Source organism: Pseudomonas sp. CFBP13508 (assembly GCF_005233515.1).
GTDB lineage: Bacteria > Pseudomonadota > Gammaproteobacteria > Pseudomonadales > Pseudomonadaceae > Aquipseudomonas > Aquipseudomonas mercuritolerans.
This window is the reverse complement of the sequence record NZ_QFZZ01000005.1, coordinates 239803-256757: the sequence shown is the minus strand read 5'-3', so window position 1 is coordinate 256757 and position 16955 is coordinate 239803. Positions and strand designations below refer to the sequence as shown.

General features: G+C 61.5%; 12 protein-coding genes. 2 read left to right on the top strand and 10 right to left on the bottom strand.

What is annotated here, in order from left to right; all coding sequences use genetic code 11:
* Nucleotides 1-8: 8 nt before the first annotated feature.
* From PspCFBP13508_RS16365 to hutC, 4 genes are all read right to left on the bottom strand, one after another.
* On the bottom strand, nt 9-1481 hold the full coding sequence (locus tag PspCFBP13508_RS16365; RefSeq protein WP_137215121.1) for a cytosine permease: 1473 nt from the start codon (nt 1479-1481) through the stop codon (nt 9-11).
* 141 nt (nt 1482-1622) lie between these two features.
* Nucleotides 1623-3311, bottom strand: coding sequence for a urocanate hydratase (gene hutU, locus PspCFBP13508_RS16360; RefSeq protein WP_137215120.1), 1689 nt, complete (start codon nt 3309-3311; stop codon nt 1623-1625).
* Between the two features lie 475 nt (nt 3312-3786).
* The gene (locus PspCFBP13508_RS16355) at nt 3787-4359 is read right to left on the bottom strand and encodes a HutD family protein (protein ID WP_137215119.1); all 573 of its coding nucleotides are present in this window, start codon (nt 4357-4359) and stop codon (nt 3787-3789) included.
* The gene (hutC, locus tag PspCFBP13508_RS16350; RefSeq protein ID WP_178084498.1) at nt 4356-5066 is read right to left on the bottom strand and encodes a histidine utilization repressor; all 711 of its coding nucleotides are present in this window, start codon (nt 5064-5066) and stop codon (nt 4356-4358) included. The genes PspCFBP13508_RS16355 and hutC overlap by 4 nt, the downstream gene beginning before the upstream one ends.
* A gap of 146 nt (nt 5067-5212) precedes the next feature.
* Here hutC and PspCFBP13508_RS16345 point away from each other — a divergent pair, with 146 nt between their 5' ends.
* The gene (locus tag PspCFBP13508_RS16345) at nt 5213-6577 is read left to right on the top strand and encodes a formimidoylglutamate deiminase (protein ID WP_137215117.1); all 1365 of its coding nucleotides are present in this window, start codon (nt 5213-5215) and stop codon (nt 6575-6577) included.
* A gap of 121 nt (nt 6578-6698) precedes the next feature.
* Here PspCFBP13508_RS16345 and PspCFBP13508_RS16340 read toward each other — a convergent pair whose 3' ends face one another.
* Together PspCFBP13508_RS16340 and PspCFBP13508_RS16335 are read right to left on the bottom strand one after the other, a co-directional pair.
* A complete protein-coding gene (locus tag PspCFBP13508_RS16340; protein ID WP_110602125.1) occupies nt 6699-7268 on the bottom strand; it encodes a lipocalin family protein in 570 nt (189 codons plus the stop codon).
* 29 nt (nt 7269-7297) lie between these two features.
* Nucleotides 7298-7552 (bottom strand): hypothetical protein, encoded by a 255-nt coding sequence (locus tag PspCFBP13508_RS16335; RefSeq protein ID WP_016772095.1) that lies wholly within the window; start codon nt 7550-7552, stop codon nt 7298-7300.
* 282 nt (nt 7553-7834) lie between these two features.
* Between PspCFBP13508_RS16335 and PspCFBP13508_RS16330 the strand changes: the two genes are divergently transcribed.
* A complete protein-coding gene (locus PspCFBP13508_RS16330) occupies nt 7835-9727 on the top strand; it encodes a methyl-accepting chemotaxis protein (RefSeq protein WP_206665449.1) in 1893 nt (630 codons plus the stop codon).
* Nucleotides 9728-10037: 310 nt separating this feature from the next.
* On the opposite strand, the gene PspCFBP13508_RS16320 is transcribed toward PspCFBP13508_RS16330, so the two are convergent.
* The 4 genes from PspCFBP13508_RS16320 to PspCFBP13508_RS16305 all read right to left on the bottom strand — a co-directional run bounded on the left by PspCFBP13508_RS16320 (nt 10038) and on the right by PspCFBP13508_RS16305 (nt 16888).
* Complete coding sequence (locus PspCFBP13508_RS16320) at nt 10038-10640, bottom strand: DUF924 family protein (RefSeq protein WP_137215116.1); 603 nt, start codon at nt 10638-10640, stop codon at nt 10038-10040.
* 3 nt (nt 10641-10643) lie between these two features.
* Complete coding sequence (locus tag PspCFBP13508_RS16315) at nt 10644-11654, bottom strand: class 1 fructose-bisphosphatase (RefSeq protein WP_039756611.1); 1011 nt, start codon at nt 11652-11654, stop codon at nt 10644-10646.
* Between the two features lie 291 nt (nt 11655-11945).
* Nucleotides 11946-13310, bottom strand: a complete 1365-nt coding sequence (locus PspCFBP13508_RS16310) for a DUF3999 domain-containing protein (protein ID WP_137215115.1) — start codon at nt 13308-13310, stop codon at nt 11946-11948.
* Nucleotides 13307-16888, bottom strand: coding sequence for a DUF2339 domain-containing protein (locus PspCFBP13508_RS16305; RefSeq protein ID WP_137215114.1), 3582 nt, complete (start codon nt 16886-16888; stop codon nt 13307-13309). The genes PspCFBP13508_RS16310 and PspCFBP13508_RS16305 overlap by 4 nt, the downstream gene beginning before the upstream one ends.
* Nucleotides 16889-16955 lie beyond the last annotated feature (67 nt).

Below are 16955 nucleotides of genomic sequence, written 5' to 3'. Positions count from 1 at the left end.
CGTCCAGATCAGGCCTGCGCCGCAGCGCGACCGGCCCCGCTCGTTTTTGCTTGTTGGGTGCTGTTCTGCTCGACCGGCAGAATCAGGCGATCGGGCACTGCGCTGTGCCATTTCTTTGCGCAGAAGTAATAGACGGCGGCCGGGAGAACCAGGCCGATGATCCAGGAAATGTCCACATCACCGAGGGCGGCCACCAGCGGCCCGGTGTAGAACTTGGTCGAGATGAATGGCAGCTGCACCAGCACGCCGAACACATAGACGCTGATACCGAGCAGGTTCCAGCGGCCGTAGCGGCCGTTCGGATCGGCCAGCGCCGGCATGTCGTAACGCTCGCGGGTGATGCAGTAGTAGTCGACCAGATTGATCGCGCTCCACGGGGTGAAGAAGGCGAGCAGAAACAGAATGAACGACTTGAACGCACCGAGGAACGAGTGCTGCCCGAGCAGGGCAATCAGTGTCGCGGCGCCGACGATGAACAGCACGAACACCAGCCGCTGCATGCGGGTAACCGTCAGGTGCCCTTTGAAGCCACTGATGATGGTGGCGATGCACATGAAGCTGCCGTAGGAGTTCAGCGTCGAGATGGTCACCTTGCCGAACGCGATGCTGAAATACAGCAGCGCGGCAGTGGCGCCGGTACCGCCTAAACCGACGATGTAGGCGACTTCATGACCAGCGAATTGACCATTGGCCGAAGCGGCGGCAAACACGCCGAGGATCATCGCCACCTGGGCGCCGATCACCGAGCCTGCGCCAGCGGCGAAAAAGGTTTTCACCGATGAAGTTGCGCTCGGCAGGTAACGCGAGTAGTCCGCTACATACGGGCCGAAAGCGATCTGCCAGGACGCCGCCAACGACACCGCCAGCAGAAAGCTGCTCCAGCTGAAGTGGCGGATTTGCAGGAGTGCACCGACGTCGGTCTGGCTCATCAGCCGCCAGAACAGGAACACAAAAGCGATCACGCCAATCACGCTGGCGACGCGGCCGATCCAGTGGATCACGCGATAGCCGAGCACTGTGACCAGCACGATGACACTGGCGAAAATCAAGATGCCAACGCTGTCGCTGACACCGAACAACTGCCCCAGCGCCTGCCCGGAGAGCACCGTTCCGGTGGCGGTGAAACCCAGGTACATCAGGCACACCAGCACGATCGGAATCGCCGCGCCATAAACGCCGAATTGCACGCGGCTGGAGATCATTTGCGGCAGGCCCAGTTTCGGCCCTTGCGCGGCATGCAGCGCCATCACGCCACCGCCGAGCAGTTGGCCGATCAGCAGACCGATCAACGACCAGAACACATCACCGCCAAGCACCACCGCCAGGGCCCCGGTGACGATCGCGGTGATCTGCAGATTGGCGCCCATCCACAGGGTGAACTGGCTGAACAGACGACCGTGTCTTTCCGCTTCCGGGATGTAGTCGATCGAACGCCTTTCGATCAACGGGGTACTGCCTGCACGTTCGTTGTTAACCGCCATGATTCAACCTCTGTGGATTGCGATTCGGGTTGGTTCGCACACCTGTAGGAGCTGTCGAGTGAAACGAGGCTGCGATCTCTTGATCTTAAAAATCAACATCAAAAGATCGCAGCCTTCGGCAGCTCCTACAGTGCTTTCGCGTTATTTACCGGTGATCATCGGCAGATTCAGCCCCTGCTCTTTCGCACAGTCGATGGCAATCTGGTAACCGGCATCGGCATGGCGCATGACGCCAGTCGCCGGGTCGTTATGCAGCACGCGCGCGATGCGCTCGGCCGCTTCGTCAGTACCGTCGCAGACGATCACCATCCCCGAATGCTGCGAGAAGCCCATGCCGACGCCGCCGCCGTGGTGCAGCGACACCCAGGTCGCGCCGCTGGCGGTGTTCAGCAGCGCGTTGAGCAGCGGCCAGTCGGACACGGCGTCGGAACCGTCCTGCATCGATTCGGTTTCGCGGTTCGGGCTGGCGACCGAGCCGGAGTCGAGGTGGTCGCGACCGATCACCACTGGGGCCGACAGCTCACCGCTACGGACCATTTCGTTGAAGGCCAGGCCGAGCTTGGCGCGCTGGCCCAGACCGACCCAGCAGATACGCGCCGGCAGACCCTGGAAGCTGATGCGCTCGCGGGCCATGTCCAGCCAGTTGTGCAAATGCGCGTCGTCGGGGATCAGCTCTTTGACCTTGGCGTCGGTTTTGTAGATGTCCTGCGGATCACCCGACAGCGCCGCCCAACGGAACGGGCCGATGCCACGGCAGAACAGCGGACGGATGTAGGCCGGCACGAAGCCCGGAAAATCGAAAGCGTTTTCGACGCCTTCTTCCTGAGCCATCTGACGGATGTTGTTGCCGTAGTCGAAGGTCGGAATGCCCTGCTTCTGGAACTCCAGCATGGCTTTGACGTGCACCGCCATCGACTGCTTGGCGGCTTTGATCACAGCGGCCGGTTCGGTCTTGGCGCGGGCGCGGTATTCGTCCCAGCTCCAGCCGGCCGGCAGGTAACCATTGAGCGGATCGTGGGCGCTGGTCTGGTCGGTGACCATGTCCGGGCGCACGCCGCGCTTGACCAGTTCCGGCAGGATTTCCGCCGCGTTGCCGAGCAGGGCGATGGAAATCGCTTTGCCTTCTTTGGTGTATTTGTCGATGCGCGCCAGAGCGTCGTCGAGGTCTTTGGCTTGCTCGTCGACGTAACGGCTCTTCAGGCGGAAATCGATGCTGACCTGCTGGCATTCGATGTTCAGCGAGCAGGCGCCGGCCAGGGTGGCGGCCAGCGGTTGTGCGCCGCCCATGCCACCGAGGCCGGCGGTCAGCACCCAGCGACCCTTGAGGTCAGCGTTGTAATGCTGGCGACCGGCTTCGACGAAGGTTTCGTAGGTGCCCTGAACGATGCCCTGGCTACCGATGTAGATCCAGCTGCCGGCGGTCATCTGGCCGTACATGGCCAGGCCTTTGGCGTCGAGTTCGTTGAAGTGTTCCCAGCTCGCCCAGTGCGGCACCAGGTTGGAGTTGGCGATCAGCACGCGCGGCGCGTTGCTATGAGTCTTGAATACGCCGACCGGCTTGCCCGATTGCACCAGCAGGGTTTCGTCGTCGCTCAGGTTGGTCAGACTCTCTACGATCTTGTCGTAGCACTCCCAGTTCCGCGCGGCGCGGCCGATGCCACCGTAGACCACCAATTCTTTCGGGTTCTCGGCGACTTCCGGGTCGAGGTTGTTCATCAACATGCGCAGCGGCGCTTCAGTCAGCCAGCTCTTGGCGGTCAGCGTGTTACCGCGTGCGGCGCGGATCTGCACGTCACGAAACTTGTTGCTGTTCTGGGTATTGTCAGTCACGAAAAAGACTCCTCAGCGATCAATTCAAACCAACCCTGGCAGTGGGCAGCAGCCTGCGCGCTGTGCTGCGCGACAAGCGAATCAGTGGACGCTGCGGAGAGTCTCGACCGACTCATACGCATACGTCTTTACTTGTACATACAAGCATATGCAATCAAGCGGCCAACTTGTTGGAGGAGTGTTCAGGAAAAATCATGGGCATGGCTGGAGAGCGCCTGAATCGAGGGTTCTGGCGTGGATGAAATTTTCCGGAAGGAGATTCTGAGGAGATGCGACTGGGCCAAGTGAGCGTGGTTTTGCGCCACGCTGGGGCGTTCGGTAACAAGTTGGTGCGTGGAGGGAAACAAGAGTGGGGATGGCTTTGGTGGCGAGGGGATTTATCCCCGCTGGGTCGCGAAGCGGCCCCATTCTTGATTAAAAAGGCGGTCTGCTGCGCAGCCCAGCGGGGATAAATCCCCTCGCCACAGGGGTGTGTTCAGTTCTGAAGGAGTTCGATCACGCAGCATGCGGCGTTGGTGGAGACTTCGACCAGCCCACTGTTACCGTCCAGTTGCAGGCAATCATGCCGACCGAGCTGCGAAACGCCGTCGCCAACACGCGCGTCCATCCGCTCACTGACACTGAACACCAGCAGCGTTGATGCCGAGCTGAAGAACCGCTGCTCGCCGTCCAGCCACTGCAATCGCGCGCGGTAACGTTGCGGCGCGTAGATCAGATTGAAGTCGCGAATCGCACCGCCGAGCAAGGTGCAGGACACTTGGCTTTCGCCGCTGAAAGCAAACGGGTCCAAGGGTAACAGTGGACGGGTATCGTCACCGTCGACGCACAAGGTCATGCCGTCGCCCTGCAACACGGTGATGACTCGCTGGTAACCGGCGAATGTCGAGAAACCGCCGGATTCGGTGATGTCGGCAATCGACAGGCGCCAGCCGAAACCGTCCAGGCCAGTGCCGGCATCACGAGTGATTTCCTCGGTGCTGCCGCCGCCGTTTTTCCACGGCATGCGCGGGTAGCCTTCGGCGCGTAGAACCTTCACTTGATAATTCATTTATGAAAGCGCCCTTCCAGACGATGACGCGAACCCGGGTGGATCAAACGCGCCGCCGTCACCGGTTGACGCCCCGACCACGTACGTCGACGAATCAGCAGGCACGGCTCGCCCTTTTCGATCTGCAGCAACTTGCACTCCGACGGCTCGGCAAGAATCGCTTCAACGACGTGCTCGCCTTCGGTCAGCGGCGCGACCTGATTGAGATAGGCGTAGGGCGTTTGCAGGGTGAAATCCTGCTTGAGGTATTCCGGGGCGACCAGGGCGTTGACGAAACGGTCTTCGATTTGCACCGGAATGTCGTTTTCGTAATGCACGATCAGCGAGTGGAAGACTTTCTGGCCTTCGCGCATGTCCAGCGCCAGCGCGCGTTCGGAACCGGCGGCCTCTTCTTCGAGGGTGATGACCTGGCAGGTGTGGCGATAGCCGCGCGAGGCGATTTCGTCGGCGATGTTGTGCACTTCGAACAGCGCAGACTGGCTCTTCGGTTCGGCGACAAACGTGCCCACGCCTTGCATGCGCACCAGCAGGCCGTCGGCGGTCATCTCGCGCAGGGCGCGGTTGATGGTCATGCGGCTGAAGCCGAGCTGGCTGACCAGTTCGCTTTCGGACGGCACGCGGTAGTGCGGCGGCCAGTTACCGCTGTCGATCTGCTGGGTAATCATCTGTTTGACGCGGGCGTACAAAGGCGCCGGACTGTCGCCCATGTTCGCGGCCAACGGAGAAACTGGAGGCGGAGTCGGCACGGTTGATCCCTGTTCATTGGATGAAAGTGACTAGCTTGCCGGAGTTTACCGGGCAGGCAAACGTCTGTATATGTATATACAAATTACACACGATGGGGTGCCGAACGATGTCCGCCTTCTTTGCCGAACGCGCACTGCTGCCTGAGGGATGGGCCAACAATGTACGTCTCGAGGTCAGCGCCGATGGCCTGTTGACCCGAATCCAGGCCGATTCCAGCGCAGACGGCGCCGAACGCCTGCGCGGGCCGTTGCTGCCAGGAATGCCCAACCTGCACTCTCACGCCTTCCAGCGCGCCATGGCTGGATTGGCCGAAGTGGCCGGCAACCCCAACGACAGTTTCTGGACCTGGCGCGATCTGATGTACCGCCTCGTCGGAAAAATCAGCCCGGATCAGCTCGGCATCATCGCCCGTCAGCTGTACATCGAAATGCTCAAGGCCGGTTACACCTCGGTCGCCGAATTTCACTATGTGCACCACGACAGCAACGGCCAACCGTACGCCGATCCGGCCGAGCTGGCCTTGCGCATCAGTCAGGCCGCCAGCGAAAGCGGAATCGGTCTGACCCTGCTGCCGGTCCTTTACAGCCACTCCGGTTTCGGCGGGCAGACGCCAAATGATGGCCAGCGTCGCTTTATCAACAGCACTGAAAATTATCTGAATCTGCAAGCGCGTTTGCAGCCTTTACTGGCGCAGCAAAAGGCGCAATCGCTGGGCCTGTGTTTCCACTCGTTGCGTGCGGTGACGCCGCAGCAGATCAGCGAAGTGTTGGCGGCCAGTGACAAGCGATGCCCGGTCCACATCCACATCGCCGAGCAGCAGAAAGAAGTCGACGATTGCCTGAGCTGGAGCGGTCGCCGTCCGTTGCAATGGCTGTATGAAAATACTGAAGTCGATCAGCGCTGGTGTCTGGTCCACGCCACCCATGCCAACCCGGAAGAAGTCGCGCTGATGGCCAACAGTCGCGCGATCGCCGGGCTGTGTCTGACCACTGAAGCGAATCTGGGCGACGGAATTTTCCCGGCGGTGGACTTTCTTGCCCAGGGCGGGCGCATGGGCATTGGCTCCGACAGCCATGTGTCGCTGAGCGTGGTGGAGGAATTGCGCTGGCTGGAATATGGCCAGCGCCTGCGTGATCAGCGGCGTAATCGCTTGTATGGCGCGGACCAGCCGATGGTCGGGCGCACCCTGTATGAAGCGGCGCTGGACGGCGGCGCACAGGCACTGGGGCAGCCGATCGGCGCGCTGGAAGTGGGCAAGCGCGCGGACTGGATTGTGCTTGATGGCAACGATCCGTATCTGGCGACGGCCTCGGGTGACGGGATTCTCAATCGCTGGCTGTTTGCCGGCGGCGATCGCCAGGTGCGCGATGTGCTGGTCAATGGTCAGTGGGTGGTGCGCGATGGCCGGCATGCCGGCGAAGAGGACAGCGCCCGAGCCTTCACCCGGGTCCTGCGCGATCTCTTGGGCTGACCCAAAACCAAACTGTGGGAGCGAGCCTGCTCGCGAACGCGGTGTATCAGTCAATATTCATGTCGACTGATACACCCTCTTCGCGAGCAGGCTCGCTCCCACATTTGATTTGTATAGCGGCTTAATTAGAGGTCTTGGCCATCTGCCGATCCGAAGCCCGCCAGATCAGGCGGGTGGTGTCGTAACCCTGCTGACGCGCCTTGCTCAGCAATTCTTCACGCACTACACCGTTGACGGTCGGCGTGCGTGACAGCAGCCACAGGTACTTGCGACTCGGATCGCCGACGATGGCGGTCTTGTAATCGTCGCTGACGTACAACACCCAGTACTCGCCCTTCGCCACACCCGGCACCAGGCGCGAGAACCAGTTATCGAATTCGACCCAGAGCTTGTCGGTCTTGCCCGGCACTTGTGGATAAGCCGTGCCCTTGGCTTCTTCCCACTGCCACTCCGGAGTCAGGCAACGGTTGAGCACGCCGACGTTACCGTCAGGCTTGAGGGTGTAGTGGGCTTCGGACTGCGCGCAGTGGCGCTGAAAGAACATCGGCAAGCGTGCCAGTTCATACCAGGTGCCCTGATAACGCTTGAGATTGACGCTGTTGACGGTCTTGGGCGCCAACGGGTCGACGCCGGAAGTGGCGCAGCCAGCCAGTACCAGGCCAGCAAAAAGGATCAGCAATAACCGCTTCATTTTTTTCTCCGTGGGCGCGAAGCCCCGGTTTACTTCAGGCCTTGGCCGGAAAACATCAGCACTTTGTCACCGGCGTATTGCACGCTGATAAAGCTGTTCTTGTCGCCCCAGGTGCAGCTGGACATACCGAGCGCGCCCGAGCAATCGGTGGGCTTGCCGAGAAGGGTTTCCACTTCGGACTTGGCCATGCCGGCCGAGAGCTTGGAGTAGTTTTCCTGATTGACCTTGCTGCATGCGGCCAACAGCACGCAAAACGACAGCAGGGCGATAGATCGCAGCGACATGGTGAAACTCCTGGAACGAGGGGGGATGGCATGGTGCCAACCAGAAGCTTAGAAGAGGAAAGTGTCATCTGGTTCCGTGACCAAACGCCTATTTATCAGCCCGCCCGTCTGGCTTTTTTCGGTAAATCAAAAACTTTGTGAAGCCGTCGAGCATTTCGTCGACTTTCCCTGCAAACGCCTAATCTTTGGCGCGGCGCGGTCGAAAATAAGAGCAGCGCAACGCTGCCGAATATGGCAAATTGCCGCCCTTTCCTGACCAGCCCCTTCGCGGTAGTTCATTCGATGACCAGAAACATGAAATTCAGCCACAAGATTCTGCTGGCTGCTGCCCTTGTGGTGGCCGTAGCGTTCGCCTGTTTCATCTTCTTCAACGACTATCGCCAGCGTCAGGCCTTGAGCAGCAGCACCGAAGCGACCATGCAGGAGCTGGGCAGCCTGACCACCAGCAATATTCAGACGTGGCTGGAAAGCCGCATTCAGCTGCTGCAATCGCTGTCGCAGCAAGTCGCCGTTGACGGCAACGCGCCCGCCAGCCTCAAGCGCATCATCGACCTGCCCGCCTACACCGGCAATTTCCAGCTCAGCTATTTTGGCGGCGCCGACGGCGTGATGTTCTCGGTGCCGGCCGGCAACCGTGCGCCGGACTACGATCCACGGGCGCGCGGCTGGTACAAAGCCGCGAACAGCGCACAACAGACCATCGTCACCGAACCGTACATCGCCGCTTCGTCGGGCAAACTGGTCATCACTGTGGCCACGCCGGTGCAGCGTCAAGGCCAGATGCTTGGCGTGGCCGGGGCCGACATCGATCTGACCAGCGTCAGCGCGATCATCAACTCGCTGAACTTCGGCGGCCACGGTCATGCGTTCATCGTCAGCGCCGAAGGCAAGATCCTGATTCACCCGGACAGCAAACTGGTGCTCAAGACCCTCGCCGAGGCCTATCCGAACGGCGCGCCTCAAGTCAGCCCGGGCCTGAAAGAAGTCGAGTTCGACGGCAAAACCCAGTTGATTTCCTTCACTCGCGTCAACGGCGTGCCTTCGGCTGACTGGTACGTGGCACTGGTGCTCGACAAAGACACCGCATTCTCGATGCTCAGCGAATTCCGCACCTCGGCACTGATCGCCATGGTCATCGCCGTGCTGATCATCATCGGCCTGCTCGGCATGCTGATTCGCGTGCTGATGCAGCCACTTCTGACCATGGGCCGCGCGATGCATGACATCGCTGAAGGCGAAGGCGACCTGACCAAACGTCTGGTGATTCACGGCAATGATGAATTCGGCGCGCTGGGTACGTCGTTCAACCGCTTCGTCGAGCGCATTCATACGTCGATCCGCGAAGTGTCTTCGGCCACCGGCCAGGTCAACGAAGTCGCTCTGCGAGTAGTCGCTGCCTCGAACTCGTCGATGTACAACTCCGACCAGCAGGCCAGCCGCACCAACAGCGTTGCGGCCGCGATCAATCAGCTCGGCGCCGCCGCTCAGGAAATCGCCCAGAACGCCGCCCTCGCCTCGCAGCATTCCAGCGACGCACGCAGCCTGGCGGTCGATGGCCAGCAGGTAGTGGATAAAACCATCCAGGCCATGCAGCAACTGTCGGCGAAGATCAGCGACTCCTGCGGCAACATCGAAACGCTGAACAGCAACACGGTGAACATCGGCCAGATTCTCGAAGTGATCACCAGCATCTCCCAGCAGACCAACCTGCTCGCACTCAACGCCGCCATCGAAGCCGCGCGTGCCGGTGAGGCCGGGCGTGGTTTCGCCGTGGTCGCCGATGAGGTCCGCAATCTAGCCCACCGCACCCAGGATTCGGCGCAGCAAGTGCAGAAGATGATCGAAGAGCTGCAGGTCGGCGCACGTCAGGCGGTGACCATCATGACCGAGAGCCAGCGTGAGAGCGAAAGCAGCGTCGGCATCGCCAACCAGGCCGGCGAGCGTCTGGGCAGCGTGACCCAGCGCATCGGCGAAATCGACGGCATGAACCAGTCGGTGGCCACCGCGACCGAAGAACAGACAGCCGTGGTCGAGTCGATCAACGTTGATATCAACGAGATCAACACGCTGAACCAGGAAGGCGTGGAGAACTTGCAGGCGACATTGCGCGCGTGTTCGGATCTTGAGCAGCAAGCCGCGCGGTTGAAGCATCTGGTCGGCAGCTTCAGGATCTAAGCCGCGGCCTCAGGCTTCCTCGCGAGCAGGCTCGCTCCCACAGGGATCTCCGGTGGTTACACAATTTGAGTGCACCACCAAATCCTGTGGGAGCGAGCCTGCTCGCGAAAGCGGCCTGCATCACGCAGAATGTCTTCAATATAAACATCGGGAATTTGCCAGATGAACAAGAAACACAACGGGGTTCATCCAGATCAAATCACATTATTGGCAATCCTTGCGCTGGGTAGCGAGGAAATCGATCGAGGAAACTATACAAACGCTGAAGACGTATTTCTTGAGCTAGATGAACTGGATCCAGCCCAGCAAACTAGAACCGTGATCCAGGTTTGGAAAGAAATACCAACTCTTCAGCCGTAGACTCCCGCCCCAACACCGCATTGCGGTGCGGAAACCTGCCAAATCGGGCAATCACCTTCTGATGCCGCTCGGCATAATCCAGATTGTCGGCGAACACCGCCCGCTCCGACTCTGGCTGTTCAGCCACCAATTCAATAAATCTGGAAACGGCTTCGTTCTGCACTGCGAGGTTTTCGCAGTGTTCGAATACCAGATAAATGAATACCCGCTGAATCGGTTTCAACTGCCGATCGAAATCCGCTGCAATGCCTTGCGCGACGAGCTTCTGTGCGCGCAGATCACCGGAAAAGGCTTTGGGGGTATCGCGATAGATCATGCGCGGCAGTTGATCAAGCAACAGCACCACCGCCAGCCAGCCTTCGGGACATTGCGTCCACTCGGTCAATCCGCCGGCCAGGGCCTGATCGACAAAGACCCCGAAACGCGTCTGCGCTTCGAGGTCTTGGCTGTCTCGCTTGCCGAACCACAACTTGCCCTTTTCAGCCGCTACTGCATTCGGTGATTCAGCGTGTCCGAACCACCAGTCGAGCAACGGCTGCCAGGGCGCGTGCATGGTTTATTCCTTGTGGTAGGCCGTGGCGCGGGCGACTTCTTCTTTCGAACCGAGGAACACTGCAACGCGCTGGTGCAGGCCTTCCGGCTGGATGTCGAGAATACGCTGGTGACCGTCGGTGGACGCGCCACCGGCCTGTTCAACGAGGAACGACATCGGATTGGCTTCGTACATCAGGCGCAGCTTGCCCGGTTTCGACGGCTCGCGGCTGTCGCGCGGGTACATGAACAGACCGCCACGGGTCAGAATGCGGTGTACGTCGGCAACCATCGCCGCGACCCAACGCATGTTGTAGTTCTTCTTCAACGGGCCTTCTTCACCGGCCAGCAGCTCGCCGACATAGCGCTGCACCGGGGCTTCCCAGTGACGCTGGTTGGACATGTTGATGGCGAATTCCTGGGTGGTTTCCGGGATGGTGATGTCTTCGTGAGTCAGGACGAAGCTGCCCATTTCGCGGTCCAGGGTGAAGCCTTTGACGCCGTCGCCCAGGGTCAGCACCAGCATGGTCTGCGGGCCGTAGATGGCGTAGCCGGCGGCCACTTGCTGGGTGCCTGGCTGCAGGAAGGCTTTTTCGTTCAGCGGCTCGTTCTGGCTCAGGTATTCGTTCGGGCAACGCAGTACCGAGAAGATCGTGCCGACCGGGGCGTTGATGTCGATGTTCGACGAGCCATCCAGTGGGTCGAACACCAGCAGGTACGCGCCTTTCGGGTATTTGCCCGGGATCTGGTAGGCGTTGTCCATTTCTTCGGACGCCATACCGGCCAGGTGACCGCCCCATTCGTTGGCTTCGAGCAGGATCTCGTTCGACAGCACGTCGAGCTTCTTCTGCACTTCGCCTTGCACGTTCTCGGTGCCCATGCTGCCCAGAACACCACCCAGGGCGCCTTTGGACACGGCGTGGCTGATCTCCTTGCAGGCACGCGCCACCACTTCGATCAAAAAGCGCAGATCGGCAGGAGTGTTGTTGCTGCGGGTCTGCTCAATCAAATAGCGACTCAAGGTAACGCGGGACATGGACGGCTCCGGTGGAATGGGGGGCGGAAAACCCGCGCAGTTTACAGGGAGTCTGAAAACCTAGCGAGCGAAGACGCCGGCTAACGTGCGCCTGGGTGTATTTGCCTGTATGAGACGTGATTGTTGGTGGAGAGTTCAGGTGTCGGATTGAGCGTAGTTCGGTTCGGCATGAGCGATTGAAGATTTTCAGTGTCTGCCCGGGCGCTTTCGCGAGCAGGCTCGCTCCCACAGGGCAATGTATTCCATTGTGGGAGCGAGCCCGCTCGCGAACGGCGCAAAGCGCCGCCATGCTCAGGTATTGGCAGGCGGCTTGCGCAACAGGCTGAACGCCATCGCCCCGAGAAACACCACACTGAGCAACAACACCGCCCACAAGCCGAGTTTCTTCCAATTGGTTCCGGCCACCGCAGCCGTGGTAGCCGTCGAGGTCTGCGTGGCCAGCGCTTCGCCCTGCACCGTTGCCTTGCCCAGGCTCGCCAGCTTTTCTGGCTTGAAGTCCGGAATCAACGTTGCCAGTGGCAGGTTCGCCGTTTTCACCGTGGCATTGCCCAAGGCCAGGCTGTACGGCCCTTCGCCCCGGGCGAGGAAGATCACTTGCGTGGCGCGCACCGCATATTTCAGGTCCGGCGCCTGCTCACCCAGACCGCCGCCGCGCTCATCCACGGTCAGCTTGAGTTGCTGCACGGTCTGCCCGGACAGCGGGATTTCGTTCTGCACCACGTCCTGATTGTTCTGGCTCAGGCGATACAGCAAACCGCTGCTCAGCGTCTGCCACGGCAAGTTGCTCTCGCGCCGGCCTGCCAACGTCACCGGCGCCAGACTGTTCGGCTGCTTCAGCTCAATCTGCACCCGCTCGACATTCAGCCCCATCGGCAACTGCCAGATGTATTCCCCGGATTTGCTGCTGGTGCCGGCCACGCTGGGCGACCACACCAAAGGCAGCGGCAGGTTGCGCGGGTCGCTGCTTTTCAATTGTGCCGAAGTCAGGACGGGCGCCGAGCCCGGCGACTCCCACAACAGGCGCACATAGCGCGCGGTCTGCCCCGGCAAAGTCACTTCGTGCTGTTCGATGCGCTCATCGGAAAAGGTCAGCCGTGCCACCTGGCCCTCGCCCCATGCCTGCCAGTGCTGCAGATCGTCGCTGGCCTCGATGCTGAAACGCTGGAAACCGTCGCGCTCGCTGGTCCAGTCGAGGACCAACTGCTGCAATGGCGCCTTGATCGCGCTGGCATCGAGCAGCCAGCCGCGCAGCACTTCTTCGCCCGCCTCCAGTTGCGAGGACGGTTGCACTTCGACCAGTGTGCCGTTGGTGGTCGACTGCACGCGCACGTTCGGCGCGCGCTCGCTGGCATCGGCGGCGTTGTACAGCGGGAACCACTTGACCTCATGCAGCTTGCCGTCGTCGCGGGTCTGCGCCGATTCGCGAGCCAAGGCATAGGCCTGCGCTTCGCCGGCGGCGTTGAACACACGCAGGTCGCCGAGATCGGTCTGGCGCGCCTGCAATTGCGCGCTCAGCGGCAGGTCGAGGCGATACCACGGGCCATTGCCGCTCACCGTCAACGGCACTTGCGTGGCGAAGTCCGCCGGTTTTTCCTGAGCGCCAGCGACCATCACCACGCCCAGCGCCAACCACCCCAGATTCAGCATGCGACTCAAGATGCAACTCCTTCGGTTTCCGGCGCGGGTTTGTCCGCCGCCGGTTCGGCCTCGACGCGTTTGGGTGGCAGCGGCGCGAAGTAGCCGACCACCAGCAGCAATACGCCGACGCCGATAAACGAGACGATCCGGGCGAGGCCGCCACGGTTGCTCAGTTCGACAAAAATCAGTTTGGCCACCACCAGCGCGATCAGCGCCGCGCCGATCAGCCACACTTCGCGGCGATGGCGCAGATGGCCGCCGATCATCAGCCCCAGCGCCATCAGCGTCCAGACGATCGACAGGCCGGCCTGCACCAGCATCGACGCGAGCAGTTGATCAAGCTCGAACGGGATGCCGGCCCAGTGATGCGCGGCGCGAGTGACCAGCGCGGTGCAGAAGGCGAACAGCGAAACCCCGGCGATCAGTTGCGTGGCATGGTCGGCGTAGTCCTTACGGATCGACAGTTGTGCAACCGCACTGCGGGACCAGACATAAACGCCGAACAGCGCGAACAACAGGCCCAACTCCAACGGGTTGAGCAGCGGCACATAGGGCAACGGTTCGGCATTGCCATCGCTGACGCCATTGGCCAGCCAGAACCACGCCAGCATCAACACCGCCAGCGGTGCCGCCGCATACAAGCGGTACTCGCGGGCAAATGCGGCCACCGGCCACGGCCACGTACGGTGAGCAGCCATCAGCAACAGATAGAGGCTCGGCAGAATCGCCCAGCCCAGCCACCGCCACGCGTTGTACTGCTCGGACAACAGCAGCAGGCCGTAACGCAACTCCAGCGCCAGCACGCCAATCAGCAGCCAGCAACCGAGCACATGGGCCGCGCTCAACGCGCGCGTCGGCAACATCGACGCCAGGCGCTGCAGGCTGAAGAAGTGCACCGCGAACAGCGCCGGCCACGCCAGCCAGCCGAAGTCGGCGGCCGGGTGGTAGCGCGAATGCCAAGCGCCGAGCAAAACCAGCGCCGCCACCGGAATCAGCAAGGTGCAGAGCAACCCCAGCGCCGGCCATTTCAATCGCAGTGACAAAATCGTCCACAGCGCCACACTGATCGCAGCGACCAGCAGCAACAATGTGCCTTGCAGGTTCGGCGAGGCGAAACGCAGGATTTCGCTGACCCACGCCAGCGTCCACCAACCGGCGCCCCAGACCAGCAGCACTTGCGACAAGCGCTGCAAACTCAAGGCATCAAAAGCCGTGGCATGGTTGCCCAATTGCAAGCGCCACGCACCGATCAGCGCGGCCAGCCCCAGCACCAGCGGTGTCCAGAAGCCGCCATGGGCCAATGGTTTCAATTCTTCGCTAGACAATGGCCCGAGCCATTCGGGGCCGGCGAGCAGAAACGCCGCGCCGCCGACTACCTGCAACAGCAGCCCGAAAACGAAACTCAGACGCTGTTGCAGGTACAGGCTCAGCCAGATGATCAGCAAGCCGCTGGCCGCCCACACTGCACTCGCGGTTTGCCACGGCAGCACGAACAGCACCGCCAGATTGATCAGCACCAAGCCGGCCAGCAGCACCACCGACAAGCCGCGCAGCAGGCGCACATCACCGCGCACCATCTCGTCCCGCGCCGCCAGCAGCATGCCGCCAATCAAGGCCAGACCGATCAAGGACGCACTGAGCAAACCGCTCCAGCCAGCGCTGAACACCGCCGCCGAATCTTCGCCGGCCGTTTGCAGGCGCAGCAGAAACAACGCGCCGCCCAGCAACTGCACGGCGAACGCGGTAAACAGGAATGTGCGCGATTGAATTCGCAAGCCAACAAACAAGGTCGCCAACCCGGCCAACGCCCAACTGATCGCCGTGCCCTGAATGAACAGGAACAACGGTGCCAGCAGATAGAGGAAAGTCAGGCCCAGACATGCCAGCACCGGAAGACTCTGGCGCTCCCACGGCGAAGTCTGCTCAGGCGTAGCCTTGCGCAATTGATCGAAACTGAACAGCAGCGCAAGCCCGAGCATCAGTGCGCCCAGCGGTGCGCCGTCGAGCAGGCTGCTCTGGCCGAGCTGCAACTGGCTGAGGAACGCCAGTGCCGAACCCAGTTGCAGCAGCAGCGCAAAGGCCCGGGCGAACGGTCGCTGCTGACGCAACCCGAGCCAGAAAATCCCCGCACCTTCCACGGCCCACGCCGCTGACGTCCAGCGCGCATCGAGCCCCAGTGGAATCGCCAGGCTGGCAAAAATCACTCCCAGCGCCAGGCAGGTTTCGCCCAACAGCATCGCGCGCCCGCCCATCAGCGCTTTGGCCAGCGCCATGTAAATCATGCCCAGCGCCAGGGCACTGAACGCCGCCGCGAATTCGAGATGCTGCACCAGCGCGAACTGCAATCCGAAGCCGATGATCGGCGGGCCGAACAGCAGGGTGCCGTCGACGTAATCGCCCTTGCGGGCCGACCATTGCAGCAGCGCCTCGCGATCAGCCTCCGCCGGAGCATCATGCAGGTCGCGCAATTTGCGCCGGGCGAACAGCAGGCCGATGGCGAGGTACATGAGGAAAAACAAAATCAGGAACGGCTCGGTGCTCCACAGCAGTTCCGGCGTGTAGGAACGCAGGCCCCAGGCGAAACCGATGCCGAAGGTGCCGACGAAGCCGATCAGATTGAGCAGGCGCCAGGCCTTGAACCAGGCGATGGCCAGAATACCGGCGTTGAGCAAGGCGAAATAACTGAACAGCGCGACGTGATTGCCTTCGCCGGTAGAAGTGAGAATCGGCGCGGCGAAACCACCGAGTGCTGCCGCTGCCGCCAGCCCGAGTGCATCCTGGGTAATCGCCAGAATGGCCGAGAACACCGTCACCGCGACCAGCAAACCGAGTGCAGCGGACGGATCAAGCAACGGATGCAAACGCATCGCCGCAAACACCGTCAGGTACAACACCGCGATCCCGGTTCCTTGCAGCATCAACGCATAGTGGCTGTTGCGTCGTCGCAGCCACCAGCCCAGCGCCAGCAGGGCCAACGCTGCTGCCGCGACGCCGGCGTATCGCAACTCGATCGGCACCACCATGCCTTCGGTGGCGTAACGCAGTAAAAATGCCAGACCGAAAAACAGCAGCACCACACCGACGCGCAGCACCGTGTTGCCGCCAAACAGCCAATTGCGCGCCGCGCTGATGCCGCGTTCGATCAGGTTCGGGCCGCGGGGTTCGGCGGTTTTTTGCGGTGGTGCAACGGGAGCCGGTTCGGCGCGCCATACATCGGCCGGCAGCGGCTGACTGGTTTCGCGGGCGACGGCGGAGATCGGTTCGAGTTCGGGCGGCAGTTCCCAGATCAGCTCAGGGCTCGGGGCGGCCTGCTCCGCCACATCGACGGGTGCGACGACAGACTCCACTTCAGCTGGCGGTGCCGGCGCATGAGAAGGCGAACCCTCCAGCACAAACAGCCGCTGAGCCACGCCTTGCAAGGCCTCGCGCACCTGCTCGAGCTGGCGCTGTTGCTCCGCCGCCTGCGAGCCGAGGCGCGCAATGCGAAGCATCTGGCCGATGACCAGCCCCAGCAGCGCACCCAACAGCGCGCCACTGACAGACTCGTCAAGCAGCCCACCGAGCACCAGCCCGATCAACATGAACATCCATTGCATGGTCGATATCCCTAAGCAGCCCCGAGACGGGGCGAGTCCGGCGATGGCTTCAGTCTAGGCACAAACC

Bases quoted from the DNA above. Each gene is read 5' to 3' on its own strand.
- PspCFBP13508_RS16330 (WP_206665449.1), top strand. From the start codon at position 7,835: ATGACCAGAAACATGAAATTCAGCCACAAGATTCTGCTGGCTGCTGCC.
- PspCFBP13508_RS16315 (WP_039756611.1), bottom strand. From the start codon at position 11,654: ATGTCCCGCGTTACCTTGAGTCGCTATTTGATTGAGCAGACCCGCAGC.
- PspCFBP13508_RS16305 (WP_137215114.1), bottom strand. From the start codon at position 16,888: ATGCAATGGATGTTCATGTTGATCGGGCTGGTGCTCGGTGGGCTGCTT.
- PspCFBP13508_RS16355 (WP_137215119.1), bottom strand. From the start codon at position 4,359: ATGAATTATCAAGTGAAGGTTCTACGCGCCGAAGGCTACCCGCGCATG.
- PspCFBP13508_RS16320 (WP_137215116.1), bottom strand. From the start codon at position 10,640: ATGCACGCGCCCTGGCAGCCGTTGCTCGACTGGTGGTTCGGACACGCT.
- PspCFBP13508_RS16345 (WP_137215117.1), top strand. From the start codon at position 5,213: ATGTCCGCCTTCTTTGCCGAACGCGCACTGCTGCCTGAGGGATGGGCC.
- PspCFBP13508_RS16365 (WP_137215121.1), bottom strand. From the start codon at position 1,481: ATGGCGGTTAACAACGAACGTGCAGGCAGTACCCCGTTGATCGAAAGG.
- PspCFBP13508_RS16335 (WP_016772095.1), bottom strand. From the start codon at position 7,552: ATGTCGCTGCGATCTATCGCCCTGCTGTCGTTTTGCGTGCTGTTGGCC.
- hutC (WP_178084498.1), bottom strand. From the start codon at position 5,066: ATGGGCGACAGTCCGGCGCCTTTGTACGCCCGCGTCAAACAGATGATT.
- PspCFBP13508_RS16340 (WP_110602125.1), bottom strand. From the start codon at position 7,268: ATGAAGCGGTTATTGCTGATCCTTTTTGCTGGCCTGGTACTGGCTGGC.